The organism is Faecalibacterium hominis (ex Afrizal et al. 2022), from assembly GCF_049545105.1.
GTDB classification, from domain to species: domain Bacteria; phylum Bacillota; class Clostridia; order Oscillospirales; family Ruminococcaceae; genus Faecalibacterium; species Faecalibacterium duncaniae.
Map to the genome: position 1 here is coordinate 1452392 of NZ_CP186860.1, position 26433 is coordinate 1478824.

At 50.5% G+C, this 26433-nt stretch carries 27 protein-coding genes; 7 read left to right on the forward strand and 20 right to left on the reverse strand.

What is annotated here, in order from left to right:
• Positions 1–27: 27 nt before the first annotated feature.
• Entirely contained in the window at positions 28–954 is a 927-nt protein-coding gene (locus ACKXGA_RS06990; protein WP_055145297.1) for a hypothetical protein, read from the forward strand.
• Complete coding sequence (locus tag ACKXGA_RS06995; RefSeq protein WP_055145294.1) at positions 947–2314, forward strand: ATP-binding protein; 1368 nt, start codon at positions 947–949, stop codon at positions 2312–2314. The genes ACKXGA_RS06990 and ACKXGA_RS06995 overlap by 8 nt, the downstream gene beginning before the upstream one ends.
• Positions 2315–2374: 60 nt before the next feature.
• Here the strand turns inward: ACKXGA_RS06995 and ACKXGA_RS07000 are convergent, their stop codons facing one another.
• The 11 genes from ACKXGA_RS07000 to ACKXGA_RS07050 form a co-directional block, all read right to left on the reverse strand.
• The gene (locus ACKXGA_RS07000) at positions 2375–2746 is read right to left on the reverse strand and encodes a TnpV protein (RefSeq protein ID WP_055145291.1); all 372 of its coding nucleotides are present in this window, start codon (positions 2744–2746) and stop codon (positions 2375–2377) included.
• A gap of 349 nt (positions 2747–3095) precedes the next feature.
• Entirely contained in the window at positions 3096–3365 is a 270-nt protein-coding gene (locus tag ACKXGA_RS07005; protein WP_117477660.1) for a hypothetical protein, read from the reverse strand.
• A gap of 264 nt (positions 3366–3629) precedes the next feature.
• Positions 3630–3875, reverse strand: coding sequence for a helix-turn-helix domain-containing protein (locus ACKXGA_RS07010; RefSeq protein WP_117554040.1), 246 nt, complete (start codon positions 3873–3875; stop codon positions 3630–3632).
• 6 nt (positions 3876–3881) lie between these two features.
• Positions 3882–4313, reverse strand: coding sequence for a sigma-70 family RNA polymerase sigma factor (locus ACKXGA_RS07015; RefSeq protein ID WP_249259137.1), 432 nt, complete (start codon positions 4311–4313; stop codon positions 3882–3884).
• Positions 4314–4775: 462 nt separating this feature from the next.
• Positions 4776–5531, reverse strand: a complete 756-nt coding sequence (locus tag ACKXGA_RS07020; protein ID WP_423730356.1) for an ABC transporter permease — start codon at positions 5529–5531, stop codon at positions 4776–4778.
• Positions 5531–6220 (reverse strand): ABC transporter ATP-binding protein, encoded by a 690-nt coding sequence (locus ACKXGA_RS07025; protein WP_005930891.1) that lies wholly within the window; start codon positions 6218–6220, stop codon positions 5531–5533. The genes ACKXGA_RS07020 and ACKXGA_RS07025 overlap by 1 nt, the downstream gene beginning before the upstream one ends.
• A gap of 12 nt (positions 6221–6232) precedes the next feature.
• Positions 6233–6406, reverse strand: coding sequence for a hypothetical protein (locus ACKXGA_RS07030; RefSeq protein WP_035393653.1), 174 nt, complete (start codon positions 6404–6406; stop codon positions 6233–6235).
• Positions 6407–6513: 107 nt separating this feature from the next.
• Entirely contained in the window at positions 6514–7416 is a 903-nt protein-coding gene (locus ACKXGA_RS07035; protein ID WP_423730357.1) for a sensor histidine kinase, read from the reverse strand.
• A gap of 7 nt (positions 7417–7423) precedes the next feature.
• The gene (locus ACKXGA_RS07040) at positions 7424–8188 is read right to left on the reverse strand and encodes an ABC transporter permease (protein WP_002570970.1); all 765 of its coding nucleotides are present in this window, start codon (positions 8186–8188) and stop codon (positions 7424–7426) included.
• Positions 8166–9131 (reverse strand): ATP-binding cassette domain-containing protein, encoded by a 966-nt coding sequence (locus ACKXGA_RS07045; protein WP_423730358.1) that lies wholly within the window; start codon positions 9129–9131, stop codon positions 8166–8168. The genes ACKXGA_RS07040 and ACKXGA_RS07045 overlap by 23 nt, the downstream gene beginning before the upstream one ends.
• A 16-nt stretch (positions 9132–9147) precedes the next feature.
• Positions 9148–9846, reverse strand: coding sequence for a response regulator transcription factor (locus ACKXGA_RS07050; protein WP_117554038.1), 699 nt, complete (start codon positions 9844–9846; stop codon positions 9148–9150).
• Positions 9847–10246: 400 nt separating this feature from the next.
• On the opposite strand from ACKXGA_RS07050, the gene ACKXGA_RS07055 reads away from it, so the two are divergent.
• The 4 genes from ACKXGA_RS07055 (at position 10247) to ACKXGA_RS07070 (ending at position 13430) form a co-directional block, all read left to right on the forward strand.
• Complete coding sequence (locus tag ACKXGA_RS07055) at positions 10247–10615, forward strand: helix-turn-helix transcriptional regulator (RefSeq protein ID WP_005927725.1); 369 nt, start codon at positions 10247–10249, stop codon at positions 10613–10615.
• A gap of 191 nt (positions 10616–10806) precedes the next feature.
• The gene (locus ACKXGA_RS07060) at positions 10807–11136 is read left to right on the forward strand and encodes a plasmid mobilization protein (protein WP_186582389.1); all 330 of its coding nucleotides are present in this window, start codon (positions 10807–10809) and stop codon (positions 11134–11136) included.
• A complete protein-coding gene (locus ACKXGA_RS07065) occupies positions 11097–12425 on the forward strand; it encodes a relaxase/mobilization nuclease domain-containing protein (RefSeq protein WP_423730359.1) in 1329 nt (442 codons plus the stop codon). Before ACKXGA_RS07060 ends, ACKXGA_RS07065 begins: the two co-directional genes overlap by 40 nt.
• Positions 12426–12536: 111 nt before the next feature.
• On the forward strand, positions 12537–13430 hold the full coding sequence (locus ACKXGA_RS07070; RefSeq protein WP_423730360.1) for a BRO-N domain-containing protein: 894 nt from the start codon (positions 12537–12539) through the stop codon (positions 13428–13430).
• A 116-nt stretch (positions 13431–13546) separates the two neighbouring features.
• On the opposite strand, the gene ACKXGA_RS07075 is transcribed toward ACKXGA_RS07070, so the two are convergent.
• The 3 genes from ACKXGA_RS07075 to ACKXGA_RS07085 form a co-directional block, all read right to left on the reverse strand.
• Complete coding sequence (locus ACKXGA_RS07075; RefSeq protein ID WP_117477615.1) at positions 13547–13747, reverse strand: transposon-transfer assisting family protein; 201 nt, start codon at positions 13745–13747, stop codon at positions 13547–13549.
• Between the two features lie 2 nt (positions 13748–13749).
• Positions 13750–16944, reverse strand: coding sequence for a YodL domain-containing protein (locus ACKXGA_RS07080; RefSeq protein WP_423730361.1), 3195 nt, complete (start codon positions 16942–16944; stop codon positions 13750–13752).
• Between the two features lie 99 nt (positions 16945–17043).
• On the reverse strand, positions 17044–19116 hold the full coding sequence (locus tag ACKXGA_RS07085; protein ID WP_423730362.1) for a DNA topoisomerase 3: 2073 nt from the start codon (positions 19114–19116) through the stop codon (positions 17044–17046).
• 64 nt (positions 19117–19180) lie between these two features.
• Between ACKXGA_RS07085 and ACKXGA_RS07090 the strand changes: the two genes are divergently transcribed.
• Positions 19181–19576, forward strand: coding sequence for a DUF2513 domain-containing protein (locus ACKXGA_RS07090; RefSeq protein WP_112121137.1), 396 nt, complete (start codon positions 19181–19183; stop codon positions 19574–19576).
• Between the two features lie 257 nt (positions 19577–19833).
• Here the strand turns inward: ACKXGA_RS07090 and ACKXGA_RS07095 are convergent, their stop codons facing one another.
• The 6 genes from ACKXGA_RS07095 to ACKXGA_RS07120 are packed head-to-tail and all read right to left on the reverse strand — an operon-like array spanning position 19834 to position 26433.
• Entirely contained in the window at positions 19834–20544 is a 711-nt protein-coding gene (locus ACKXGA_RS07095; RefSeq protein WP_423730363.1) for a DUF4366 domain-containing protein, read from the reverse strand.
• On the reverse strand, positions 20534–20785 hold the full coding sequence (locus ACKXGA_RS07100; RefSeq protein ID WP_097777297.1) for a DUF4315 family protein: 252 nt from the start codon (positions 20783–20785) through the stop codon (positions 20534–20536). Before ACKXGA_RS07100 ends, ACKXGA_RS07095 begins: the two co-directional genes overlap by 11 nt.
• A gap of 18 nt (positions 20786–20803) precedes the next feature.
• A complete protein-coding gene (locus ACKXGA_RS07105) occupies positions 20804–22789 on the reverse strand; it encodes a C40 family peptidase (protein WP_423730364.1) in 1986 nt (661 codons plus the stop codon).
• Entirely contained in the window at positions 22786–23682 is an 897-nt protein-coding gene (locus tag ACKXGA_RS07110) for a DNA cytosine methyltransferase (RefSeq protein ID WP_423730365.1), read from the reverse strand. The genes ACKXGA_RS07105 and ACKXGA_RS07110 overlap by 4 nt, the downstream gene beginning before the upstream one ends.
• Positions 23679–26081: a VirB4-like conjugal transfer ATPase, CD1110 family gene (locus tag ACKXGA_RS07115; protein WP_423730366.1), complete on the reverse strand. Its 2403-nt coding sequence runs from the start codon at positions 26079–26081 to the stop codon at positions 23679–23681. The genes ACKXGA_RS07110 and ACKXGA_RS07115 overlap by 4 nt, the downstream gene beginning before the upstream one ends.
• Entirely contained in the window at positions 26008–26433 is a 426-nt protein-coding gene (locus ACKXGA_RS07120; RefSeq protein ID WP_005922883.1) for a PrgI family protein, read from the reverse strand. The genes ACKXGA_RS07115 and ACKXGA_RS07120 overlap by 74 nt, the downstream gene beginning before the upstream one ends.

A 26433-nucleotide genomic window follows, 5' to 3' on the forward strand; every position in this document is an offset into this window, starting at 1 on the left:
AGATGACCGAAAGGAAGGATTTGCGTTATGAATACATTTTTTGAGCAATCCCGTTCCCATTGGGTGCGGTATGAACGCTATGAAATCAAAACAGGCAAGGACGGGAAGAAATACATCACCCCGGCAAAGGATGCCAGGCCGGATGTCTATAACCCACTCAAGGAAGCCCCGGACATTGTGCTGGATGCTCTGAATGTGGGGATGCTGATGATGAACGGCAAGAAAAGCTCTGAGCCAGAGGTAGAAAAGGCAATCTTGGAATTTATTACCCACTATGGGCTGCTGGGCCTGATGACGGCCCTGCCCACCACGCCGTCCTTTATGGATTATGAGGCGGTATATCTGCCAAAGAACCATTTTATCAAGGAAGAAACGATGGAGACGGAGAAGTATCTGTCCCTGTTTTACCCCTTTGATAAGCTGGATGTGGTCAAGAACGGTGTGGAATCCAGTTGGAATGTGTCCAGCGACCGGGCAATGATTGCACTGACCATGACCTTTATGGACGAGCCGATGGCAAAGACCATGAGCTTCCAGCGGGCGTATGCAGAGCCTTACGATTGGGTGGCACAGCAACTCAAGGATTGGGCATTTAATATGCTGACCTCTTTCTTCTATTATAATGACTATGATTCCATGGAGGAAGAAAGCCGGAATATGCTGCGTAAGTCTATGGCTGCATTTGGCGGCATTGCACCCACCTATCATATAGAGCTGTTGGATAGGCCAACGATCTATTGGGATTTCCATTCCCTGCTGTTGGGGATTCAGATGATGTTCAGCTTCATGCTGGTGGACAGCACAAAGCCGTTGCGGATGTGCAAGCAGTGTCAGAAAGTGTTCCTGAGTAACCGGGCTAACTCCGCTTTTTGCAGTGCAAGGTGTAAAAATCAGTATAATGTTTATAAGAGCCGGGGAAAGAATAAATCAGAGGATGGTGATAATAATGCCTGAAAATCAGAACATAGAATGGAAAGCTAAGTGGAAGGATGACTATCTGGAATGGATTTGCGGCTTCGCCAATGCACAGGGCGGCAAGATTTATATTGGCTGTGACGATGATGGAAAAGTTATCGGCCTGCCCAATATCCGCAAGCTGCTGGAGGATGTTCCAAACAAAATCCGAAATGCCATGAGCATCGTGGTGGATGTCAATCAGCTGGAGCGTGACGGGAAAGAATATCTGGAAATCGTTGTTCCACCATATCCCGTTGCCATAAACTGCAAAGGTGTCTATTATTATAGAAGCGGCAGCACCATGCAGACCCTTTCTGGCCCAGAACTGGAGAGCTTCATTCTACGCAAACGTGGTGCTTCGTGGGATAATATGCCCTTGCCGGGATTTACGTTGGATGATATTGATGATGAGTTGGTCAAGAGATTCAAGACCCTTGCCGCCAAGAAGGGCCGGATCGACCAAAGCGTTTTAGACGAGGACAAAGCGGATTTAATGGAAAAGCTGCGTCTGACCAATGCCGGGTATTATACCAACGCAGCGATGCTGCTGTTCTGCAAAGACCCTGACCGCTGGCAGCTGGGCGCATACACAAAAATCGGCTTTTTCGAGAATGATGCCGATCTCCGTTATCAGGATGAAATTCACGGCTCCTTGTTGGAACAGATTGACAAGATCATTGAAGTCATCCATCTGAAATATATGAAAGCGAAAATCACTTACGAAGGGATGCAGCGCATTGAGCGTTATTTTGTTCCCGACGCTGCCCTGCGTGAAGCCCTTCTTAACGCTCTATGCCACAAGCAATATGAAAGCGGCGTTCCGATTCAGATCAGCGTGTATGAGGATAAGCTGTATATCGCTAACTGTGGTAGGCTTCCAGACAACTGGACGGCAGACAGCCTGATGTCCAAACACGCATCCCGCCCTTACAACACGGCGATTGCGAATGTGTATTATTTGGCCGGCTTCATCGAGAGCTGGGGACGTGGTATTGAGAAAATCTGTCAGGCTTGCAAGGAAGATGGAAGCCCGCTTCCTGCGTACACCGTGCATCCCGGCGATATTATGATTCAGTTTACAGCGTCAGAGGATCGGGTTATTCGATCTGCCACCTACAAGGTGACAGAAAAGGTAACAGAAAAGGTAACAGAAAAGGTAACAGAAACCTTGGATGAAAAATCCATGCAAATTCTGGCCCTGATTTCCGAAGATCCTGCATACACATCTACCACCATAGCAGATAAGCTATCTATCAGCAGAAAAACAGTTTCTCAGCGTCTGAAGGAGCTGAAGGAAAAAGGAATCATCGAGCGCATCGGGTCTGACCGAAAAGGCTACTGGAATATAAAGAGCTAAGTGATACAGAATTAGCCCCACACCAGCGTTCATTCATGCTGATGCGGGGCTAACATGTGTTTAGCAATATACAAGCTCCGTCAGAACAATTTCCTCTGCACGGTTATGAATGTTGTTCATGCGCCGTACCCATTCCATTTGATCGGTAGCTTTAAGTGCCTCGGTCACACCTTCCAGTCGTGCCATAGCTTCGCACATGATCTCCATACGCTGATTGCAGGATTTGTCTATCTCTGCAAGATGTTCATGCAGGGTGCAGCTTGTTAGGTAGTGTGCATAAAGGACGGGACGATGCTCTTTCAAGTAGCGGCGGCGCATACGGCCATACTTACCGATCTGATATTCCTCGGTCTCCGGCAGCGCAAGGTCGGGGATATAGTAATCGCCAACCTTCGTATATGTGCCGCCCATTTCTTCAAAAATAGACTTCATTTTCATGCTCCCTTCGTGCTAAAATGTCAGCAGTTATGCGGATTTTTTTCCTTTCCCACAACTGCCAGACCAATTCACCACAAATGAGCCGCCAGTCATGTAATAGTATTAGGCGGTAGAAACCACCCTCTACATATTACATCTTGGTTGCCGATGCTGTAACTCTCGCCCTCCAAATTATCATCACGGGAAAGACGCTCATAGAGAAAAGCGGTTGCTTCACGGGATTTCTTGTTACTCGACTGTTTCATACTCGCTCCTTTCTTGGGACAGTCGAATAGCAAATTCACTTGTACACCTATATTATAACACGATCCGCTTTCTCTGTCCGCTGCCTCCCGAAAGGTCATTATAATTTTTCGCTTTCGGATTTCATCAGCCGGAGAAGAACTTCTCCTAAGGTCTGGGAACTTTCTTCTTTGAACACCGGCTCAACGATAAAGGAGCGATTGCCAATACGATAAGTCGAATCCAGAGTAAGCATCTCTGGATTTTTTGTTTTTTCAGGGTTTGTCTTTTTCGCTTGCATCGTAAAAATCCCCTTTCTTAAAATTAAAAAATGAGCCAACGGATGGCTGCTGGCAGCAGCCCACGGGAATCTCACCCCTGCATTCCTCATGCAGCCCTACTCATTGCCTGCGACGCTCTGAACGCTCGGACTTTGACGGTAAGGGAGTATCAGCCTGTCGGTATGTCATGGCCCGCAAGCAGCCGCGCTTGCATTGCGGCGTGGTGATGATCGCTCCACTTTTCAAAGAAAAGCATCTTGGCGCACCCGCCGTCCGGCTCGATACAGACAGCAACGTATCCGTTTGCCCTATGATGCACCGCCATTATCCTGCGGGCATATTTTTCAAGGTGCTGTCCCGAAACGTGGAAAGGGTCAGCCCGTTTCGGCTTTGGTTACAATAGAAGAAATCAGTTTGATTTCCAGATGGCGTTTCATGTACTCGTCTATGCACACATGAGGCTGACCGTGCTTGTCATAGAGAATGCCTGTACAGAGCTTGTTGATATAACCTCTGTAATGTCGCAAAACCTGTTCAACTGCATCGGTGTCCCCAGCGCAGGCAGAGCGAATCACCGAGAGCGGCAAAAAATCTCTGCTCGTGTGTTCATAGGAGTTCATTTACGCCTAACCTCCCTCCGGCAAGTGCGCCTTTAGCTTTTTTCGCAGCTCGTTCAGCGTTTTTGTCCGGTGGCGCTGTACAGCACTCCGGGACATTCCCATGAGGTCGCCAATCTCGCCATCGCCCAGTTCCAGAACGCAAAACAGAATCAAAATGCTTTGTTCTTGCTTTGGCAGGGCGGCAAACGCATTGGCAACAAGTTCATTGTCGATGTGCAGATCACAGCCGTAGGATGAAAATACAAACTCTTCACTCGGATAATGGTCTACACTCGTGAGCTGCCCCAGTTCTTCCAACGAAAGAACGCTGAATGACTTTTCACGGTCAAGCAGACGTTTCTTATTTCGGTGATAGTTCCGGGCCTCATTTCGCAGCACCGCTTTGCAGAACGCATCGAATCGGTACTGTTCGCCATCGTTGCGAGGGATAGCTTCCATCTTCTCACCCCCTTTCCGTGGGGATGTCGGGTGGATTTTTCCCTTTCCGCTAATATGACACCTGAAACACCCGATTCTGCCCGCTTTTTTGAAAATTTCCAAAAATATTTTTGAAACAGGCAGCTTTTCAGGCGGCAATAGAAAAGCCCAGCAGACCGAAAACGGCCAACCGGGCATAATGGCAGCACGAAACGCGCAGTAGCTACATCGTATAGTACATAGTAAAAGCCCTGCTGACCCTGTGCGGGAGCAAGGCTTTTTTTGACAGTTCAAAACTAGGCGTTCGATAGAATATCAGGCGCATGGCGGCATCCTCCTAGTGGCCGCCATACGGACGATGAAACGCTTTGATAAGCAAAAAGAACCGGCGGCCTTGATTTTCTCAAAAGCCGCCGGTTCAAAATGGGCGCGCGGATATGTCTGCTGTACGACGGCTTTTTTTCTTTTGCCGTCGTCCGGCAGTTAATTTTCTATTTTTTTCTTATGAGAAAAGACAATCAATCCAACCAGAAACAGAACAATAAAGCAAAATACAATGCTAATACATCCGCCAATGGTGGCCGATATAGGCACCTCATAGTAAGTGGATTTATCCGAGAAGAACATAGACACACGATATGCAAAGCTACCCGGAATGACAAAGCCTCTTTCTGAACCGATGAACAGGCAAGATACAAAGCCATATATAACTCCGACAACGCTTGTTACAATAATATTGCGGCTCAGATTGATAACGATTGCCCCTAAACAGGTCGTTACAAAAACTATAACACCGGCTTCAATTCCAAACCCGATTGCCAGCTTGAGGAACAGGGAAATACCGCCGGTCAACCTGCCAGCTCCATTGAGTATCGCCACCAATAGGCCAAATGCGATAAATAAGACAGCCGCAAAACAGATGCCGATAACGACGCTGACAGTAACTTTCGATAGAAAGAGCTTCTTCTTTGAAAACCCGTAGGTAATCCAGTTGATGTAAGTTTTGTTTTTGTATTCCTGATAAAACAGCGAACCAATCAAAATGAAGAGCACCATTGGGAAGAACATGGAAAACTGGTTATTCATAAAGAAGAACAGGTCAGCAAGTGATGTTGTGCTACTGTTGAAAATTGCTCCTGCTCCGCCGGTAATGATGGGAAGAAGCGACAACAACAGAAGAAATACCATAAACCATTCCCGCTTCAACTTGTAAAACTCATTTTTAATCAACACTCCCATTATGCTTCCTCCCTCTGGCCGGAAGTCATAATATCCTCATACAGGGCTTCCAGTTCCTTTTCGTTATAGTCGTTTTCTACAATCTTGATGATTTTTCCGTCACGAATGAAAATAAGAACATCCGTGACAGCAGCAATCTCCGTCAGATTATGGCTTGATACCAAAATACAGTGTTGGGGAGATTTTAAGCGTTCTTTCAGAAGCAGCCGGATTTCCTTTATCCCCATCGGATCAAGACCGTTGGTAGGTTCGTCCAGCAGTAAATATTGAACATCGCCTAAAAAGGCGCGAGCAATTCCCAGTCGTTGGCGCATCCCCAAAGAAAGTTGAGAGAACAGCTTTTTTCGGGCATCCAGCAAGTTCACTTGTTTGAGCGCCACTTCGATGTTTGGTCTTTTCAGACCTAAATATTGTGCGTGGAGCTTCAAATTTTCCTCTACGGTGAGCCGGGGGTAAAAAGCCGGGTATTCAATCAAACTTCCAAAACATCTACTGGAAACGGGCTGTCCATCAGAGAGGATTTCTCCCGAAAAGGCAGTCAGACCCAGCATGGACTTAAACAGTGTTGTTTTACCGGCTCCGTTTGGCCCCAGTACACCATAGATTTTTCCTTGCTCTAAAGTCAAGTTGATGTTGGACAGCAATGCGGTATTTCCAACATTCAAATTTACATTTTTGATTTGCAGCATGAAATACCTCCGTTATTGAAAAAAGATGAAAAGCAAAAAGGCCACAGCATAAATCAAAAATGAAATACTAATGGGTTTTGATCTCTGTTTTAGTCCTTTTAGTCCATCGCTCAATACGCCATGCAAGGCCGTGAGCAGGCACACCGCCAAAGCGATGATAGAAACCACTAAAGCTACTTTAACCATTTGTTTATACCTCCTATGGCTCATACTTTACCAAAGAGGTTTAAGATTTGTTTGAGAAAAGTCTAAGGAAAGTCTAAGGATGAAAAAAGAGCCGCCGAAGCAGCCCTTTAGGAATTGACAATGGGAAACACGACTTGAATTGCAAAGATACCGTTTTGCAAGGAAGCGACAATTTGCCCGCCCATGCGGGTCACAAGTCTTTGAGCGATTGCCAATCCCAGCCCGGTTGTCTTTTTTGTTCGTGACTGGTCGGTGGTGTAAAAACGGTCAAACAAATGAGGAATATCTTCTTGCTGAATACTGCTCGACGCATTTTTAATGGTTATGACCGTTTGAACTTCTTCTATCGCTGCGGTGATTTGATAATTTCCCTCCCCGTGAACAAGTGCATTATAAACCACATTTGAGAAAATCCGGGTCAAGGCATCTGGATCGCCCCAAATGATAGCTGGTGGATTTGGGATAACGATATAGGGGACACATTTTTTCTGTTCAAAATCGCCGTAGTATGAGGCGACAACATCCCGAAGTACACTGTGTATATCCGTATTTCTACAATTCAATTTCAGTTCGTCGGCCTCAATCCTTACAAATTCAAACAGTTGGTCGAGAAGCAGCTTTACAGCGGAAATTCTTTCTCCCGCAATCGTTGCATATTCTTTTTGCTCCCCTGTTAAATCCTGTTCCTGTAAGAGCTGGATATAGCCATTTGCTGTTGCCAGCGGCGTTCGCAAGTCATGGGAAAGACTGGTAATGGTATCTCGGAACAGTGTATCGCTCCGTTCAATTTCCTGCCCCATGCTACGATATTTTTTCAGAAGATGATTGATACTTGCAGCCAAATCCTGTATTGTCCCATCCGTTTTTTCCACCATAATTTCGGTTTGCGTATCACGGTCAATCAGAAAGTCAATCTGTTTTTTTACTTTCTGAACCAACTTTCGCTGATAAATCAGTTTCAGGGACAAAAACAGGGAAAGCATTGCAAGCAAGATACATAACACCATCATGTAGCCATCACCGCCTTTCCAAATTGCGCAAGTCCAACCTTAGAAACAGGGAGAGCGAAATGGCTGTTGGTAAAAACAGATATACTACCAGTGTCAAACAAATGGGTATTAAATCCTCCCCAAAGGTATTGATCTGCAAGCTATGAGATAGCCCTACAACCCAATACTTGTAGAGCGAATAATCCATATCCAGTGCTGTACTTATCTTTGTGAGATATAAATACAAAACCCCCAGCATAAAAAATGCGGTAATCGTAACAATGATCCGATGCCGGAGCAGGTAACTTAACAAATTGAGAAATGCAGTGTAACCTAAAAAGCACAGGCATTGAAACAAAAGAAAGACTCCGATTGCAGAAAACGAATACTTTATGTCATACCGGGATGCTCCCATCATCAGAATTGACAAATACGCAACACCAAAGCATACAAACAGAAAAAATAAAACGCCACCCCATGAGGCCAGCAGTTTTCCAAAGAATAGGTGTACTCTGCTTGTACCTTTAGAAAGTGTGATACTGTATGTGCCGGTATGAAAATCTTCTGTAAAGTACAGGCACAAAAAGAGCGTCAATGGAAAAATCAGACTGTAATCTGAAAACAGAAACTCCGTGAACGAAACCAGTGATATAACCGGAAGCATACCATTTACCGAATTGTGATAAAAGGTCAGGGCAAGCGCAAAGACAAAAAACGCAGCCAATACGAGGCAGGCCCAAAACAGGCGGCTTTTGCGGATACGGAACAACTCACTTTGCATCGTCTGAATCACTCTTTGCACCTCCTGTCATTTTCAAAAGATAGTCGGTCGGCTCCATACCGGCAAGCCAGATTTCTGATACCTCTATCCCGGAATGAACCAGCAGCGTATTGATTTCCCCGGATTGCTCATTACAATGAAAAATTCTAATCAGGTCATGACCCAACACTTCAAAATCCGGGAACTGCTGGCTTAAAATCGTAATAGCCCGTTCTAATTGTGGAGTTCTTATCTTTATGCACCGCTGGCAGCTCTCTTTCAATTCCCCAGCCGTAAGCTCACAAAGCAGCTTTTCATCTGCCATTACGCCATATTTGGATGCAAGCCGGGAAAGCAGCGTATAATCCTGTCCAGAGATTAAAAGTGTGGTATGGTTGATTTCATGCAGATAGTTCAGAACAGAAAGCAGGTGTTCACATTCTCCCTTATCTAGCCCGGAAAAAGGATCGTCCAAAATTATCATATCTGGATTTCCCAAAAGGGCAACAGCCAAATTCACTAAACGCTGGGTCGATAATGGCAATCGCCGTACCGCCTTTTTCTCTTTCAGGTTCAAATGCAGTATATCTAAAATATGGATTTCTGTGGTTCCAAAAACGGAAGAAAAATAACGCAGCATATCAGCAGGTGACAGAGAGCCGATTGTCACAGGCTTTTGTGGTACAAACCCAATCCGGCGGCGCTCCTTCTGATAGTCTATATTGCCAAATAATTTGAGCGTACCAGCTTGAGGTCTAAGTGTACCTATAATGGTTTGCAACAGTACAGATTTCCCGGCGTGATGGCCGCCATACAGTGCATAGATTTCTCCGCGTTTTACCTGAAACGCGATATTTTTAATTCCGTTTCCATCCGGGAAAACATAGGTCAACCCGGCTGTTTCCAAAGCAGTCTCCAAAATAATCATCCCCTTTCCATGCTGTCTTATTGTAGCAGACTGGTGTGCAAACTTCATAAGATTTCTCTAAGGATTAGCCCTGCATTTTGAAACCGAGGCCCCAAACCGTCTGAATATACTTTTCCTCTGGATTGACCTTGGCAAACTTCTTGCGGAGATTTCCAATGTGGACATTGATTGCATTATCGTCCCCGATAAAATTTTCATTCCACATGCTTTCAAAAATATTGTTCTTTGTGAATACCTTTGAGGGCGAGGACATCAGAAGTTGCAAAATCAGGTATTCATACCGTGTCAAAGTAATGGGGGTATTCCTGATTTTAGCCTCCATAGCTTCTGTATCAAGGGACAAGTCCTTAAAGCGAAGTATTTTGCTATTGTTGGGGGTGGTAGACTTCTGAAAGCGCCGGAGCACTGCTTCAATCCGCACCAGCAGCTCTTGATTGTCGAATGGCTTTGTGATGTAATCATCTGCACCATTTCGTATGAGGTTCACTTTGCTGTCTATATCCGTTTTAGCGGACACACCGATAATCGGAATATCCATCGTGCTTTTCATCTTTTCCAATACTGTTTCCCCCGGTATGCCGGGCAGCATTAAATCAAGTAAAATTAAGTCAAAAGTGCCTTTCTCAATCAACAGAAGCGCCTCGCTTCCAGAATATGCAGAGGTTACGCAATAACCATGTTGGGTCAAAAGCCGCTTCGTCATATCATTGAGCAACACATCATCTTCAATAATCAGAAGATGTGGGTGTGTTCCAGTTTCCATACTATTATCTCCTTATCATTTCTCAGATTTCCGAATTAAAGCTCACATATTATTTTAATTATACCGTCTCTGTTGCATTAGAGCAAGGCAGAGCCACTTTTGAAATGAAACAAAATACTACCTTACATCAAATTTGATTACATTCTCATAACCTGACCAGAAATGTACAATGATATAGGGTGGTAGCCGTACTTTTGAAGAAGCTGAACAAGTTCCTCGCGGATTGCCGGTTCATCTTCTATAATGAAGATTTTCATGCTCACACCTCCATATTCTATTATATTTCGATTTTCCAGAGAATACAATGCTCAAACTATGAACAATAAAGTTTAGCAGCAATGCACTTTGCATCATTTCGCCAATCGTCCATGAACTATAAAATGTATATGGGTGATGCAGAATGGCAAAAATTGAGGACTGTCCCGGCTTTGAAACGTTCGGAGCGGATGTTAAGGCAGCACGAAAGGCAAAACAGCTTTCCCGCAGTGCGCTGGCCGACATGATACATTGTGACAGCCGGTATCTTGCGAACATCGAAAACGAAGGCACGTTGCCCAGCTTGCCGGTGGTGATTCAGCTGATAAAAATATGTGGTCTGCCCGTGGAGCGGTACTTCAACCCGGAACTCATGCGGGAAGAAAGTGCGGAACGTCAGCGGGTCAGCCACAAGCTGCAGCTTTGCCCGGAAGAATACTTACCCATCGTAGAAGGTGCCATTGACGGTGCCCTGCGAATCCATGAACAGGAAAAAGAGCCCGTGTGTGTCTGATTGTCATGCACGGTCATTGAGAGGATGCAAAAGCGTCCTCTTATTTTTTTTGCATTTTGCGGGCAAAACGGGGGTGTTGTGGTGTCATAGTAGTGGGAAAAGATAACGTAGCAAGCATAGGGAGTGTAGCCACTCCCGGCAGAAATGCTTGCTGGGGAGTACCCCAGACCCCCAAGAAACGAGGTGAAACTATGACGAACCGAACCCGAAAAATTGTTCTGCGTGTTCCAGTGACGCCGGAGGAACGGGAACTTATCCGGCAGAGGATGGCTCTGCTGCACACACGGAATTTTTCTGCATACGCCCGGAAGATGCTGATAGACGGATATGTTGTCCACATCGACACCACCGACATCCGGGCGCAGACCGCCGAATTGCAGAAGATTGGCGTCAACGTCAATCAGATCGCACGGCGGCTGAACAGCATGGGGCCGCTGTACACACAAGATATTGCGGACATCAAAGGAGCGCTGGCACAGATATGGCAGTTACAAAGATACATCCTATCAAGTCAACGCTGAAAAAGGCACTGGACTACATTGAGAATCCAGCCAAGACGGATGAAAAAATGCTGGTGTCCTCCTTTGCCTGCTCCTATGAAACCGCCGACATCGAATTTGAACTGCTGCTATCACAAGCCATGCAGAAAGGCAACAATCTGGCCCACCACCTGATACAGTCTTTTGCGCCGGGAGAAACCACGCCGGAGCAGGCCCACCAGATTGGTCGGCAGCTTGCAGATGAAGTCCTGCAAGGCAAATACCCGTATGTACTGACCACGCACATTGACAAAGGGCACGTCCACAACCACATCATCTTTTGCGCCGTGGACATGGTGAACCAACGAAAGTATGTTTCCAACCGACAAAGCTATGCCTACATCCGGCGCACCAGTGACCGGTTGTGCAAGGAACATAACCTATCCGTGGTAATGCCCGGTCAAGACCGGGGCAAGAACTATGCCGAGTGGGACGCGCACCGAAAAGGCACGAGCTGGAAGGCGAAGCTGAGAGCTTCCATAGATGCAGCCATCCCGCAGGCCAAGGATTTTGACGATTTTCTGCGGCTCTTGCAGGAGCAAAGCTATGAGGTCAAGAGGGGCAAGTATGTTTCGTTCCGTGCGCCCGGACAGGGACGGTTCATCCGCTGCAAAACGCTGGGCGAAGCCTACACCGAGGAAGCTATCACCGAGCGCATCAAAGGGCAGTTCGTGGAGCGGAAGCCCAAAGAAACCCGCAAAATTTCTCTGCGGATTGATTTGGAAAACAGCATCAAGGCCCAGCAGTCCGCAGGGTATGAGAAGTGGGCAAAACTCCACAATCTGAAACAGGCGGCCCGGACGCTGAACTTCCTGACCGAGCATGAAATCGAAAGCTACCCGGATTTGGAAAGCCGGGTGGCCGAGATCACCGCCGCCAGCACCGAAGCTGCCGCCGCACTGAAAGCGGCCGAACACCGGCTTGCAGAAATGGCCGTGCTGATAAAGGATGTTACCACCTGTAAGGAGCTGCACTCGTTGGTGCAGGAGTACCAGCGGGCCGCTGACAAAAAGCAGTTCCGGCACAAGCACGAGGGCACCCTGATTCTCTATGAAGCGGCGGCCAAGGCCCTGAAAGAGCAGGGCTTTCAAAAGCGGCCCGACCTCTACGCCCTGAAAGCCGAGTATAAGCAACTGACCGAGCAGAAAGACCAGCTGCAGCGGCGGTACAGCGAAGCCAAACGCCAGATGCAGGAATATGGTACCATCAAGCAGAATGTGGACGGCATTCTGCGGACAGCACCGGGAAAGGAGCAGATGCAGGAACGGTAAATCTGCACAAAATATTGTTCGGATTTTTGAATCCCAAACGCTTAGACCGGGTGGCGTTTCCATCCGAAATCATGTAAAATAGAACTAGACAACGAAAGCGAGGAACCCTCTATGGCAGAAGTGAACGATAACAGTTCTATCCAGCTTTTTGAAGATCAGAAAATCCGCACTGCATGGGATGCAGAAAAGGAAGAATGGTATTTTGCCATCGTTGATGTGATTGCTGTTCTGACTGACAGCGCAGACCCACAGAACTATTGGCGCGTTCTAAAAAAGCGTCTTAAAGACGAAGGAAATGAAACCATTACAAATTGTAATGGTTTGAAAATGACCGCTCCTGACGGCAAAAAGCGCAAAACGGATGTCGCTAACACTGAACAGCTCCTGCGCATCATCCAGTCAATCCCATCTCCGAAAGCTGAACCGTTCAAGGCATGGCTGGCAATGGTAGGCAAAGAACGCATTGAGGAAACAATCGACCCGGAGCAGGCCATTGACCGTGCGCTTGATACCTATTTGAAGAAAGGCTACTCCGAAGAATGGATTCACCAGCGGCTTTTGGCAATCCGTATCCGAAACGAACTGACAGACGAATGGAAGAAGCGCGGGGTGCAAAAAGGCAAGGAGTACGCCATCCTGACCGATGAAATTTCCCGCGCATGGTCTGGCATGACCACAGGGCAGTACAAGCGGCTGAAAGGCCTGACAAAAGAAAATCTCCGGGACAACATGACCGATTTGGAACTTGTTTTGACGATGCTGGCCGAAGCCTCCACCACGGATATTTCCAAGACTGCAAAGCCGCAGACCTTTGAAGAAAACAAGCAGGTTGCCAAACGCGGCGGCAAGGTGGCCGGCATTGCGCGGCAGGCACTTGAAGCGGAAACCGGCAAGCCCGTTATTACAGAAAAAAATGCGTTTGACTTCCAGCAGCTTGTGACCGACGTTGTAGAAGATGCCGCCGAACTGCCGGAAAATCCCACCGAGAAAAAAGATAAAGACTGATACATGAAAAATAGCCGGACACAGCAGCCACAAGGCCACCGTGTCCGGCTATTTCTGTGTTGGCAACGACACATCACTTTTGCTGAAAATAATGTGTCATTGTCGAGCTGGCGGTATCACTCACCCGCAAAATCGAACCTCTGTCCGTCAAAGTCCGCATCAGTCATGTGCTCCAACTTTGCAATGGTTCCATTCGCCAGCCGCCGCATTTCTGTGTCCATATCCGGCAGGGCGGCCAGCATCCGCGCCATCGTCCGGCGGCGGTCAGAAGTGTGGTACATACAGATCAAATTTTCTTCTTCCACGCTAAAATTCATAGTCAGACCTCCAATTCCTTTGCCTTTTCCCGTGGCAGCGTTTGCTTGCTCTGTTCCTTTTTTGCGGCATCCAGCTGTGCCCGGATGGACGGCTTTTTCGGTTTGGCCGTTCGGGATTTTTTTGCTTTCGGCGCCTTTTCCTCGGCCTTGACTGCGGCGGCAAGGTCCGTCAGAGAAATTTGTTCCCCGACCTTTGCTTTGGCCTCCAACTCGCCCAGAGAGGGCGCATTGTTCAGCACGCCATCAATCATATTTTCGTTTTGTTCGGTGGAAAGTTCTGCGGTGCGCAGCGGATTTTCCCGCAAAAACTCCGGCACCTGCTGGAAGCCCACACTGTCGCAGTAGTGGGCGGTGTCCTGCCCATTCTGGTGCAGCACCACCACATCCGAAACAGACAGCGAGTGGCCCTTGAAGTCTGCCGGATGGTCCACATTGAACGTGCGGTAAATGTCCTCCAACGTGGTGCCCGTAGCCAGCGGCGCGGCGTAAACTTCCGTATAGTTGGCCTTGTCCACAGTCAAACCGGCAGCCTGCAGGCGGTCGTAAGGTTCAAAACGGTAATCACGGGTGGAATCCTCATTACGCAGCTGGTAGATGGAAAAGCTGTCCTGCTGCGGTGCTTCAAATCCTGCCGCTGCGTATTCCTCTACCGTCATTCCGGCAGCCGCCGCTTCCTGCGCGATCTCGGCCTGCACCTGTGCCTTATAGTCCTGCAAGCTCTGGTCAAAGTCGGTCAGCTTGGGCGGTTCCGGCAAGTCATACTGGCCTTGATTGAGCAGCGGGCGGCAGTCCTGCACATAGGTTACAATGGCATTGTAATAAGCGGTTCGTTCCGGCGAAGCGTTCTGTTCCTCCCGCAAAGCAGTGGTGGCGGTCTGCTCCATAGCGGAAAGATTGCAGTGCTGTTTGAGGTACGGAATAAACTCGGTCAGCACCATTTCCCGCTCTGCCTTGTCCTGCTCCCACGCTTCCGGGCCTTTGTTGTGCAGAACAAAATTCTTCCAGTTTTCATCTTTGGCGTAGTATTCGTGGTAGTTCTGGATGTGCTGAACCAAAGAGCCCTCTCCGTCACCGAAATCCTGCCGCCCCTCGTAGTTGTCGGGCTGACCGTTCAGGGTAAAATCAATGCGGAACGCGGTCTTGTCGTACCAGCCACCCTCGTAACCATCCTTTTCCCGGTCTGTGTGCTGGGCGGTGTCCAGTTCTTCAAAAACGCGGTTTGCCACAGACAGCGGCATGATTTCGCCGTCCTGCAGCTTGTCACTTTCGCTCCAAAGAATTGTGACCGTGGGCGCTGCGGCAGGGTCTGGAATTTTGACAGGCACGGGAAGTTCGTTGGCCTTTTCTGCTGCATCTTGGAATGCCGCCAGCTTATCGCCCAAAAGAATTTCCGACACCGTGGCTGTCTGCCCCAGCAGGTTAAGCGCTTCCTGCCCGGCATCCGGCAGGGTCAGACCGGGCGCGTCCAGCTGGCCTCCGTCCAGAGCCTTTTTGTCCGCATCATACAGTGTATAGTCATAGCCGGAATCACAGGTCTGGATGAACAGGATGCTGCCGTTGTCCAATGCAAATGCGGCCTCCTGTGTAGCGGAAAGGTCTGCTTCCCGCTGCTGGCGCAGTTCTGCCAGATGTTCGTCCAGCGCAGAGATCAGCTCATGGGCCGCGCTGCGAATAATTTCCAGAGAGGCTTTTAGTTCGTCCAGTTCCCGGCCCGAACTCCACCCAGCTACATAGCCAAACGAATACTCGGACGTGTCCAGCCCATAGTGCTGGCAGACGGCATAGGCCACACTTTCGGCCTGCACCTCGCGGGTGCGGCTGTCCGGGCGGTTGGCCTGTTCCGGGTCGGTGGGGTCGATGGCGTGAAGTTTGGCGTGGGCAATTTCATGGATAGCCGTCTTGATGGTCTGTAACTGGCTCATGCCCTCTTGGATGGCAATGCGGTTGTCAAGCAGGTGGAAATAACCGTGCGCCCCGCCCTCGATGTCCTCAAACCCGATGGGCACCGGGGATGTCTGCTCCAATGCCTTGAAAAAATCTTGGTAGTCCTGCACGCTGCCGGACAGTTCATCCGCAGCAATGGACGGCAGTGGTTCACCCTCAGTCTGGCTGACATCGAACACGGACACCACCTTAAAGGCCGGAATCTGTACCGTTTTTTCTTCGGTCAGCGGCTTGCCGTCCTTGTCCAGAATCGGCTTGCCCTGTTCGTCCAGCTTTTCCATCTTCTGCTTGACCTTGTACGGTGCAGGAGCAAGAATTTTGATGCCTTTTTCGCCTTTCTTTACGGTGCGGTGGAACGTGTCTTTCCACTTGTTGAAGCCCGCCACCAGCTGTCCGCCCTGCATGGCGATCAGCAAGGTGTTGTTGAAGCTGTAATTGTGGAATTTTGCCATCGTGGTGAGGTAAGCTTTGTAGTGGTCACTGTCGAACAACTGCTGAATGCCCGTTTCCAGCCGGTCCGTGATTTCTTTCATGCGCTCTACGCTGTCTTTGCCGTTTAGGATAATGGGAATAACTTTCTGCGGTTCCGTTTCAGGCTGAACAGGTGGTGGGATGTTGGCCGAATCTCGCAAAACTTCCGGCGCAGGAAAGGACAGTACCCGGTATTCCTCCGGCACAGGCTGGCCCTCGTGGACTTTCTGCCACGCGTCCCCGCTTTTGACAAGGTAGCCATACTCGGTAAACACGCCCTGCTCCTGCTGGGCCACATACCGGCCGAACTGCGCCGTGTCGATGCCGCCTTTCCATTCTTCCGGCATATCCACCATGCCAGAACGGTTCAGATAGTAGTCGCCCAGCTGGGCAGGCCCGCGCACATCCGGCAGATGCACATAATAGTCCACGTTTTCGGGAAAGTCGGTGATTCTCCCGATGCTGAAAAGCTCACTCTGCGGGGCTTGCAAGGCGGCGTTCAGTTCTGCGCGTTCCCCGGTAGAGAGTGTTTCCAGTCGTGATGCCAGAAAGTTCAGTTCGTCCACATTGGATGCCAGCACCATGTTGTAGGGGATGGCAAAACGCTTTTCTTCCTCGGCAAAATAGCCGGAAATGAAAAGGCCCTGCGGATTATCGGACGAAATGCCGATTTGCCGCAGGGCCGCTTGTACCTGTTCGGTTGTAGTGGGCAGGTCCAGCCAGACGCCATCTCCGCCTTGTTGCTGTCGATTTTGCAGCTGGATGGAAAATAATTCGCTCATTTGGTCACACTCCTTTTTTTGCTATCCTACGGATAGAGAGAGCCGGTTATGGCAAAATGAATGCTTCACCTTACCATAACCGGCCCTCGTATTTTTGCCTTACTCTTTGCGCTCTACCCGGTAATTGACGTACTTGCCTCCCGTATCTGCCAGAAGCATCGTTGCATCATAGGTTTTGCCTGTCTTTTCGGAATAGAGGCCCTTGACCTTTGCCTTACCGTTTTTGAGCAGAGCAGCGGCGATCTTCGGTGTGAACGCCTTTTTGCGCTGCTCAAAGAAGCGGTCATTCTTCCACATCACGAACTGACAGCTACGATTCCCGCAGTAGAAGTTTTTCTTGCCCTCATAGACGTTTTCACTGCACCGGGGACACTTGCCGATAATAACCCGTTTCGACTGGAACAGGTTTTGCTTATCTGCACTGATACAAGAATAGGTCTTGACCAGCTGGCGCACCTGCGCTTCAATTTCGGCCATGAACTCGTCCGCGTCTGCATTGCCCTTGGCAATCTCGGTCAGGCGGTTTTCCCATTCGGCGGTCAGGACGGGAGAGGTCAGGCTTTCCGGCAGAACCACCGCCAGATTGATGCCGTCCTTGGTGGGGACAAGCTGTTTGCCCTTGCGCTGCACAAAGCCCATTTGCACCAGTTTTTCCAGAATCGCGGCACGGGTGGCCGGAGTGCCCAGCCCCTTACGTTCCGCTTCCTCCGGCATATCCTCGGTCCCTGCCCGCTCCATTGCCGACAGGAGCGTATCTTCGGTGTAGGCTTTTGGCGGGGACGTGAAATGTTCCGAAATGTCAGTTGTCACGGAAAAGTTCTGTCCCTCGGCCAGTTCCGGCAGAGTGTTCATCGCTTCCGTTTCTTCTTCACCGTCTGCTTTCAGAGTGGAGCGGAACCGCTGGTCGATCTCTTTCCATCCGGGGACAAGCACGGTCTTTCCCTTGGCGGTGAACTCATTTCCTGCACAGGAAAATACCGCAGTCACGGTTTCGTACTCATGGGGTGCGGCTATCGCGCAGAGCAGTTTGGCGCAGACAAGACTCATCAGCTTGCATTCACTCTCGGCAAGACCAGTGAAACCCTGCTTTACAAATTCGGACGTGGGGATGATGGCGTGGTGGTCCGATACCTTTTTGCTGTTCAGCACCCGGCCCACATCCGCAGTCAGTGCAAGCCCTTGGGCAAAGGGCAGCAGCCCCAGCAGATCAGACACAAGATGTTGTGCTGTCTGGCCCATATCCTCGGTCAGATATTGGCTGTCGGTGCGGGGATAGGTCAGCAGTTTCTTTTCATAAAGCTGCTGGGCATAGTCAAGGGTCTGCTTTGCTGTGAAGCCGAACAGGCGGTTTGCCTCCCGCTGCAAGGTAGTCAGGTCATAAAGTTTGGGCGGCTGTTCCGCCTTTTTCTCTCGCCGAATGGACGTGCAGACTGCATTTGCACCTGTGCATTTTTCTTTGAGAGAATTTGCGGTTTCTGCATCCGCAATGCGTCCGCTGTCCGCTTTCAGGCTGCCGGACTGGATGCCGACCGTATAATACTTTTCTTTCTGGAAGCGCAGGATTTTTGCATCCCGGTCCACCAGCATTTTCAGTGTCGGGGTCTGCACCCGGCCTACCGTCAGGGTTTTGTGATACAGCACCGAAAACAGTCGCGTTGCATTGATACCCACCAGCCAATCCGCCTTTGCACGGCAGAGGGCCGATTGATACAGAGCATCATAATCCGAATCCGGGCGCAGGTTTGCAAAGCCCTCCCGGATGGCTGCATCCTCCATGCTGGAAATCCAGAGCCGCTTCACAGGTTTTGTGCAACCGGCCATTTGGTAGACGAAACGGAAAATCAGTTCTCCCTCCCGGCCTGCGTCGGTCGCTGCGGTCACACTGTCCACATCCGGGCGGTTGAGCAGAGAGCGCACAGTTTCAAACTGCTGTTTCTTTTCGTCCGGGACAATGAACTGCCACAGCTGGGGCAGAATGGGCAAATCTTCATACTTCCACTTGCAGTATTTTTCATCGTACTGGCCCGCTTCCGCAAAGGACACAAGGTGCCCGATGCACCAGCTGACAAGATACCCGCCGCCCTGCCAGTAGCCGTTTTGCTTTTCATCGGCCCCGATCACGGTGGCAATGCTGCGGGCAACACTGGGCTTTTCGGCAATAACTAAATTCATATAGAACACCATCCTTTTATGTAGATGAAATATGTGGTATAATGATTAAAAAAGGGGTGATACAATGGAAAGAGATATGGTGCTAATCCGAAAAATTCTTTTTGCAATAGAGGAAAAATACACAGACAGGGCTTTATCATATCACGATTTGGGATTGAACGATTATACACCAGAAGTGGTTGCATATCATTGTAGTCTTTTACATGATGCGCAATTGGTATCTTCCTATGTGTCGCGTTATGCAGATGATAGATTGTATGCTTTTTATGTAGGCAGACTAACTTGGGAAGGACATGAGTTCCTAGACAAAATAAAGAATGACACCGTGTGGAATAAAACCCTAAAAGTTATAAAGGAAAAGGGATTGCCTTTGGCATTGGATACGGTAAAAGATATTGCCGCTGCTGTTGCGGCAGCAATGTTACAGGCAGCAATCAGTGATATAAAGGCAGGGGGATAAAATGTTTCAAACGTGCAAGTTCTGCGGCTCACAAATGCAAGGAGAATATGAAACGCTGAGTAGTTCAAACCATTATAGATTTTTCTTTACCTGCCCTAATTGCCACGCGATTTATGAGGGAGAGCGCAAAGAAAGAGGAAATCTTGTTCTTTTGAACGATTCTCGCTGGTACAATCCCAATTCTCACGATTTTGAAAAATGAGAACCGGGTCTGCTCGACAATGGGTGGACCCGGTTCCTTTATGATAAGAGAAAGATTATTGGGAAATATCATTAGAACTCTCGATTTCAGCAGGTTCCTCGTCTGCATCTTCGTCCTCGCCAAAATCGTATTCGTCCAAATCATCGTGGCCGGTGGTATCGGTCTTGGGCTTGCGGAACTTGAAATAATAGAGTGCCGCGCCACCGCCAGTCAAAGTCAGCACCAGCAGGATCATCAGACTGCCCATGTTGGACTTGGGCTTTTCCTGCGGCGTTTCGGTGTCAGTTTTCACCGCTTCCGGGGCCGTGCAGTCGCGCAGGCTCTTTTCACACAAGGGGCAGTTTTCGTTGACATCCCCGACATCACACTTCACGGTGCAGGTGCAGACTTCGGCGGCCTGCGGTTCTTCATCCAGCAGGGCCAGCAAGTCGGCATCGTCCACTTGGTTCAGAAAGTGGACAGAAGTTTCCTTGTCCTCGTTGGCGCGGTCAATCAGGATGTAAAAATAATTCCCGGCCTTGGTGGTCACAGTGATAAGCTGCTTGTCGCCGTAAAAATCATCCACCAATGTTGCGTTGCCTTTGGGCGTGATAGGTACACCCTCCGGCTCCATGCCGCCAGTGGTAGTTTTCTCGTCCAGAATTTCCGGCAGAGGTTCCGGGGCAGGGTCAGAGCCGCTTGCAAAAGCGGGCATGGAAAAGGAGCAGAGGCAGAGCAGGATAGCCAGCAGCCCGGCTGCAAAACGGCGGCTCCAATCAGGTTTCATCGGCGGCATCCTCCTGTTTGTGGTACGGGGTGACGGTGGGTGCAGCGTTCAGCGCACCGCTGCGCAGGAAAGCCGCGAACTCGTCCGGCTTCATGTTCATGCTGCGCACCAGCTGAATGATCTGCAAGTTTTCCTGTTCAGTCTTTGCAGCTTCCAGTTCTTTCAACTGCTGCTGATATTCGCTGATTTTTTCTTTGAGCCGTTCGATGTCGCGCTCAATGCGGGAAAGTCTTTTTGCCATACAAAATCCTTTCTGGCGTCACGGTAAACGCCCATAGCTGTAAAAATGTTCCTGCCAATATTTTGAGTTGAGGTTTGTGTAGGAGATAGGGTCGCCGCAGTGCAGCATGATGGAATTGCCTACATAGATACCGCAATGGCTCACGCCGGGGGTATCGTAGGTTCCCTTGAAAAATACAAGGTCGCCCGGTTTGACCTGCGCCGTCGAAACAGGAGTACAGAGGTTGTAAAGGTCCTGTGCGGTCTGGCGGCCCACGTTCCAGCCGGAGTGATTCAGCACCCACGAAATGTAGCCGCTGCAATCAAAGCTGGTGCTGGGCGAACTGCCGCCCCACACATACGGGTAGCCGATGTACTTCGTGGCTTCCTCCATCATGGCGGCAAACCTATCATCCTTTAGTGCTTCCGGGGAAATATCGTAGTAGGTGGGCTGCTTGATGGTGGACGCATTGGGGTACTGCGCTTTGCCAAACAAATCCGGCCGGTTGCCCAGTGTGCGCATATAGAGCGAATAGGCACTAAGCTGTTCTTCGGTCAGCACTTCCACGGGCAGATGGGATAAATCCTTGTTCTTCAGCTTGACGGTGCAGATGTAGTATTCATACGGTTCTTGGTAAGTGATAACCTGCGGCACACCATACGGGCCAATAATGACCATCATTTTTGTACGGTAACGTATCTGCATGGTCACGGTCTCGGTCAGGATGTACTGCTTTTCAAAGAGCATTTCAAGTTCGCCCTGCACCTCGGCCAATGTAAAAACGCCATCATGGAGCGCGGACAAAATCGAGATCAGCACATAGGGGTCATGCTCGATTTCGTCCAGATAAAAATGGTATTCATCGTAGTTGTGGGTGGCCTCGTAGGTGTCGAGATACCGTTGCAGTTTTTGTTCCAGCTTGGCGTAGGCTTTCTCTGCACCCAGCATATCCTTGTCCTTGGAAAAGTAAGAGGATGCCGTCACGCCGGTCCCAGCGGTGCCCGCCATCACCGTGCAGGACTGCAAGCCCGTTATCAAGAGCAGAGCCAGCAGACCGAACACCGCCACGATCAGAATGGTTTTCCAGTTCCGGGCCGCAAATTCGGCTACCCGTTCGCCGCCCTCGGCCGCCAGCTTCGTTACCCGGAAACCGTTCTCTGCGGTGGCGGCTGCACCCTGCGCGGCGGCTTGTCCGGCCTGCCGTGCAGCTTTGGCATACTGCTGTTTGATACGCCGTTTCTGCCACATCCGGGAAATGGGGTTGCTGGCCGCCTGTGCAATTTGCGGATTGTCCCGCAAGGATTTCTGGTAAAAGTATTCTGCATTGGCAGACATGAGCTGACGCTCTGCCTTTTCCACGGCCTTGTAGGGCTTCATCTTGTGGTGCCGGATGCCGCTGCGGATGGCTTTGGCGGTCTGACGCTCCACCAGTTCTTCACCTTTGTGGCCGCCCTCCACGCCCACATTTTCGTGTTCGACCTCGTGGATTTTTCCGTGAGCGAACAGCAATGCTTCCGACAGCGGGCGGCTGGCCGGGTTTGGTTTCAGGCTGGGCGGGCCTTTGTCCTGCTGCTCAAACCGCAGGGTGGATTTTGCCTTGCCGCTGGCTGCATCGTAAACTTTTTCCTTGACCGGGACACGCTTCTTCGGCAGAGCGGCGCGGGCCGCATCCAGCTTGTCGGCCTTTGCTTCCGCCTTTTGGATGTACGGCTGCAACGCCGGGTCTGCCCGTTCTTCCTCGATCAATTCCAAACGGGCGGCGGAACGGTGCAGACCATCTTCACTTTCGGCGGTGGCTGCGGTTTCTGCCGCCTTTTTCGCTTTCTTTTTATTTTTATGCCCGTCCTTGATGTCCTCGGCCCGTTCCAGAATTTTTTCGGCCTTGCCCTCGGCATCCGTGGAGTAGTCCTGTTCCGCCTCCCGGCTGGAAACGTTCTCCACAGTGCCGTCCGCCTGATTTTCTACCACCAGACCGTCACGGGTCATAGTCTGGGTGACTTTGGCTTTTGTCTGCAATTCTTTCAAAGTTCTTCACCTCCCATCGGGCAGCAGCTTGTTTCAATGTCCGCAATGTATTTGAGAATCGGGAACACCTGCGGCGGCGAAACCGCATTGCCCAGTGTTTTCATCCGCTTGCTGCGGTTCGGCACATCTTCGGTCAGGCGCGGGATGTCGGCGGGTTCTTCGGCCCAAAGGGAATGTCCGTCCATTTGCGCGGGAAACCCATCAGCCACTCTACCCAGTCCGGGTTGAGGTAGGGCTTTTCCAGCGTGGTGGGGGTCATTCGGTAGACCACATGAGAGAGCCGCGCCGTCCATGCTTTGCCATCCTTGTTCATCTTGCGATAGCTGCCGTTCGCAGAGATTTGGATGTCCAACCCCTTGCCCACATCCCCGGTGTCGCTGGCAAGGGGTGTGGGAAGCAGCGGAGCCGATGATGAATACCCGTTTCCGTTCGTGCCACGCGCCAACGGCAGCAGCAGGTAATACGAAAACCCGAACATCGTAACCTGCCTGCACCAAGTCAATGAGCGTTTTGTCGAGCCCCATACGGAGGAAGCCAGCAACATTTTCTCCAAGCACCCAACGGGGCTGCAATTCCCGGATGACCCGCAGCATTTCGGGCCACAGGTAGCGTTCATCGTGGAAGCCGCGCTGCCGCCCTGCGGTGGAGAACGGCTGGCACGGGAAGCCACCTGAAATGAGGGTGACGGTGCGAAGTCCTGTTTTTTCAAAGAAAGCCTCCTTTGTTACAGTGGTGATGTCCTGAAAGCGGGGCACCTCCGGCCAGTGGCTTGCCAGCACAGCGGCGGGAAATGCCGCCCACTCGCATTGACAGACAGAGGTAAACCCCGCTGCTTCCGCGGCAAGGTCGATGCCGCCGATGCCGGAAAACAAGCTGAAATGTGTTAAGCTCATAGCTCCACCACCTCGCTGAGCCGGGTGGTCATGATCTTATAGAGCTGTGTGTTTTTCGGGATGGGGTTGGAAAACGGAAGCACCACGTTTTCAAAAATCAGCAGTCCTTCGCCCGGTTCCGAATTGTCGATGTACTTCTGCTGGTCTGCGGAGAGGTTCAGCCGTTCCGAAAGGATTTTGCGGTCGCCGGATGCCTGATTCAGCAGCGTGATGAAGTCGCTGTTTTCCAGAATGTTCTCGATCTCCGGGGAAGAAAGAAGGTCCTTCACATTCTGGGTGGCGCCTGTGGGCACGCCGCCCCATTTGCGGAAGCGTTTCCAAATCTCGGCACTATACGCGGCGGTCTGTTCCTCTTTCAGGAGCAAGTGGAACTCGTCCGCAAAATACCATGTGGCCCGGCCTTGGCTGCGGTTCTGGGTGACACGGCCCCATATCTGGTCTTGGATAATGAGCATCCCCAATTTTTTTAACTGCTTGCCTAACTCTTTGATGTCAAAGGCCACGAGCCGGTTGTGGATGTCCACATTCGTTTTGTGATTAAACACATTCAGCGAGCCGGACACATACAAGTCCAATGCCTGCGCTACCCGGTCCGCTTCCGGCAAGTGCTGGTCGAGCAGGGCTTGGTGGAGGTCAGACAAAATCGGCATATTCTCCGGGCAGGGATTCGCCAGATAGGGGCGGTAGATGGCTTTCACGGCACGGTCTATCACGGTGCGTTCAATCGCTTCCAGACCCGTTTTGCCGCCCATGACCAGTTCACAGAACGACAGCACAAAATCCGACTTCAAGGCCAGCGGGCTGTCATCTTCGGAATAATTCAGGTTGATGTCCAGAGGATTTACATAGTCCTTGCTGGTGGGCGAAAGTTTGATGACCTGCCCATGCAGCCGCTTGACCAGCGGATAATACTCGGCCTCTGGGTCTGAAATAAAAATATCGTCAGCAGTCGTTAAAAACACACTGACGATTTCGGACTTGCAGCTCATGGATTTGCCGCTGCCGGGCGTGCCCAGCTTCAAGCCGTTGGGACACCGGGCCTGCTTGCGGTCCAGCATGATCATGTTGTGGGATTTTGCGTTGATGCCGTAGTACATGGCCGCACCGCTCTGGAAAAGCTCCTGCGTGACAAAGGGCACAAACACCGCCACGTTGGAGGTGGTAAGGCTGCGCTGAATCCTTATCTGGTTGATGCCCAGCGGCAGACTGGACACAAGGCCCTGCTCCTGCTGGTAGTCCAGCCGGACAAGAGAGCAGTTGTACTTCTGGGCCACACCTGCCGCTTGGAACACATCGTTGCCCAGTTTTTGCTTGGTGTCGGCCACATTCAGCACTAAAAAAGTCAGCATGAAAAGCCGTTCGTTCCGGGTCTGCAATTTGTTCAGCAGCTTTTTGGCGTCCTCACCGTAGGTGGCAAGGTCGCTGGGGAGTATATCCATGTCGTACCCGGAACGGACAGCCTTTTTCTGCTCCTGAATCTTCATGGCGTCAAGGTCTGTGATCTTCCGCTTGATGGTTTTGATGGCCTCGGTCTGGTCGATGGCCTGCACATGGAGATTGACGAGAATGCCGCTTTCCGTTTTGAGAAAATCGGCCAGCATTTCATCCGAAAGTTCCGGCGCAAGGATTTGTAAAAAGCTCACAGCTCCATATTTGCCGCCCAGTCCAAAAGTCTTGGCCGTGCCGAAGCAGAGGGAGGACGGGGCCACAAAATCCTTAGTGGACAGGCCGGAGGGCGCCAGCCAGTCCCAGTCAAAGCGGAACGGTTCCCCGTCCGGGTGGAAGATGCCGTGCAGCACCTCCAAACGCGCCTGTCCGTCCATGACGTGCGCCACGCAGCCCATGGTCTTGAAATAGCCCAGCAGGTCAAGACCAATGCGGGTCAGCCGCGCCCGTGCGGTTTTTAGATTGTCTGCCTCGATGGTGAAGGTCAGGTACTTGGTTTTGACAATGCCGTTGTTTCCGCTGGCAAGCTGCTTTTGCAGGATGGCGGTGTACTCGGCGCGGATGTCGTCAAAATCATCCCCCTGCGGTGCGATCTCAAAACTTTTTGCGTACTGCACCGGGTCAACCTTGCGATTGAGAAACGAAAGCTGCACATGGATGGAGGCATCCACATAGTTGTACAGGTCGCACAGGTGTTCAAAGATGGCGGTCCTCGTTTCCGGCTGGGCCAGCTGATAGCTGATGTCCTCAAAGGCAATGCACTTGGAGAACGTGCGTCGGTCAATGCGGCACACACCGTCCGGGTAGATGGCCTCATACGGGATGGTGGCCTGTGCCGTGCGGGGCTTGCCGTCACCCTTGTACTTGCGGAGAACAGCATCAATTTCTTTTTTCTGGGTGCGGGTGAGCTTTTTGGGCTTTTCGGTTTCGCGGGGTGTCGTTTTTCTGGACAATGGCCTTTACCTCCTGTTCCATTTGGTATTGCCGCACAAGGGCGGCATAAGCATTGTTGGTCTGATAGGGCCTTTCCTTGGGGCGCAGAAAACAGCACTGAATCATTTGCTGAATCACCACTTCAAGGGGTTGGCCGTGCCGCTCGAACAGAGCGAACAGCAGCCCCGGCAGCATGGCAAAAATCATCAGCAGGGCCGCTGCACTGTTGGAAAGATAGTTCCGGGCCAAAAAATAAAGCGGTCCGCCCGTTAAAAGCGCACCGCCGAAGCAGACCAGCTGCCGCTTGGTCAGCCCGAATAAGACTTTGGATTTTACATGGGTCAAATCTTTGGGAACGGTCACATACGCCAT

What these genes read in the sequence shown, in the direction of transcription:
- ACKXGA_RS06990 (WP_055145297.1), top strand. Translation starts at nt 28, where the DNA reads ATGAATACATTTTTTGAGCAATCCCGTTCCCATTGGGTGCGGTATGAA.
- ACKXGA_RS06995 (WP_055145294.1), top strand. Translation starts at nt 947, where the DNA reads ATGCCTGAAAATCAGAACATAGAATGGAAAGCTAAGTGGAAGGATGAC.
- ACKXGA_RS07000 (WP_055145291.1), bottom strand. Translation starts at nt 2,746, where the DNA reads ATGAAGTCTATTTTTGAAGAAATGGGCGGCACATATACGAAGGTTGGC.
- ACKXGA_RS07005 (WP_117477660.1), bottom strand. Translation starts at nt 3,365, where the DNA reads ATGAGGAATGCAGGGGTGAGATTCCCGTGGGCTGCTGCCAGCAGCCAT.
- ACKXGA_RS07010 (WP_117554040.1), bottom strand. Translation starts at nt 3,875, where the DNA reads ATGAACTCCTATGAACACACGAGCAGAGATTTTTTGCCGCTCTCGGTG.
- ACKXGA_RS07015 (WP_249259137.1), bottom strand. Translation starts at nt 4,313, where the DNA reads ATGGAAGCTATCCCTCGCAACGATGGCGAACAGTACCGATTCGATGCG.
- ACKXGA_RS07020 (WP_423730356.1), bottom strand. Translation starts at nt 5,531, where the DNA reads ATGGGAGTGTTGATTAAAAATGAGTTTTACAAGTTGAAGCGGGAATGG.
- ACKXGA_RS07025 (WP_005930891.1), bottom strand. Translation starts at nt 6,220, where the DNA reads ATGCTGCAAATCAAAAATGTAAATTTGAATGTTGGAAATACCGCATTG.
- ACKXGA_RS07030 (WP_035393653.1), bottom strand. Translation starts at nt 6,406, where the DNA reads ATGGTTAAAGTAGCTTTAGTGGTTTCTATCATCGCTTTGGCGGTGTGC.
- ACKXGA_RS07035 (WP_423730357.1), bottom strand. Translation starts at nt 7,416, where the DNA reads ATGATGGTGTTATGTATCTTGCTTGCAATGCTTTCCCTGTTTTTGTCC.
- ACKXGA_RS07045 (WP_423730358.1), bottom strand. Translation starts at nt 9,131, where the DNA reads ATGAAGTTTGCACACCAGTCTGCTACAATAAGACAGCATGGAAAGGGG.
- ACKXGA_RS07050 (WP_117554038.1), bottom strand. Translation starts at nt 9,846, where the DNA reads ATGGAAACTGGAACACACCCACATCTTCTGATTATTGAAGATGATGTG.
- ACKXGA_RS07055 (WP_005927725.1), top strand. Translation starts at nt 10,247, where the DNA reads ATGGCAAAAATTGAGGACTGTCCCGGCTTTGAAACGTTCGGAGCGGAT.
- ACKXGA_RS07060 (WP_186582389.1), top strand. Translation starts at nt 10,807, where the DNA reads ATGACGAACCGAACCCGAAAAATTGTTCTGCGTGTTCCAGTGACGCCG.
- ACKXGA_RS07065 (WP_423730359.1), top strand. Translation starts at nt 11,097, where the DNA reads ATGGCAGTTACAAAGATACATCCTATCAAGTCAACGCTGAAAAAGGCA.
- ACKXGA_RS07070 (WP_423730360.1), top strand. Translation starts at nt 12,537, where the DNA reads ATGGCAGAAGTGAACGATAACAGTTCTATCCAGCTTTTTGAAGATCAG.
- ACKXGA_RS07075 (WP_117477615.1), bottom strand. Translation starts at nt 13,747, where the DNA reads ATGAATTTTAGCGTGGAAGAAGAAAATTTGATCTGTATGTACCACACT.
- ACKXGA_RS07080 (WP_423730361.1), bottom strand. Translation starts at nt 16,944, where the DNA reads ATGAGCGAATTATTTTCCATCCAGCTGCAAAATCGACAGCAACAAGGC.
- ACKXGA_RS07085 (WP_423730362.1), bottom strand. Translation starts at nt 19,116, where the DNA reads ATGAATTTAGTTATTGCCGAAAAGCCCAGTGTTGCCCGCAGCATTGCC.
- ACKXGA_RS07090 (WP_112121137.1), top strand. Translation starts at nt 19,181, where the DNA reads ATGGAAAGAGATATGGTGCTAATCCGAAAAATTCTTTTTGCAATAGAG.
- ACKXGA_RS07095 (WP_423730363.1), bottom strand. Translation starts at nt 20,544, where the DNA reads ATGAAACCTGATTGGAGCCGCCGTTTTGCAGCCGGGCTGCTGGCTATC.
- ACKXGA_RS07100 (WP_097777297.1), bottom strand. Translation starts at nt 20,785, where the DNA reads ATGGCAAAAAGACTTTCCCGCATTGAGCGCGACATCGAACGGCTCAAA.
- ACKXGA_RS07110 (WP_423730365.1), bottom strand. Translation starts at nt 23,682, where the DNA reads ATGAGCTTAACACATTTCAGCTTGTTTTCCGGCATCGGCGGCATCGAC.
- ACKXGA_RS07120 (WP_005922883.1), bottom strand. Translation starts at nt 26,433, where the DNA reads ATGGCGTATGTGACCGTTCCCAAAGATTTGACCCATGTAAAATCCAAA.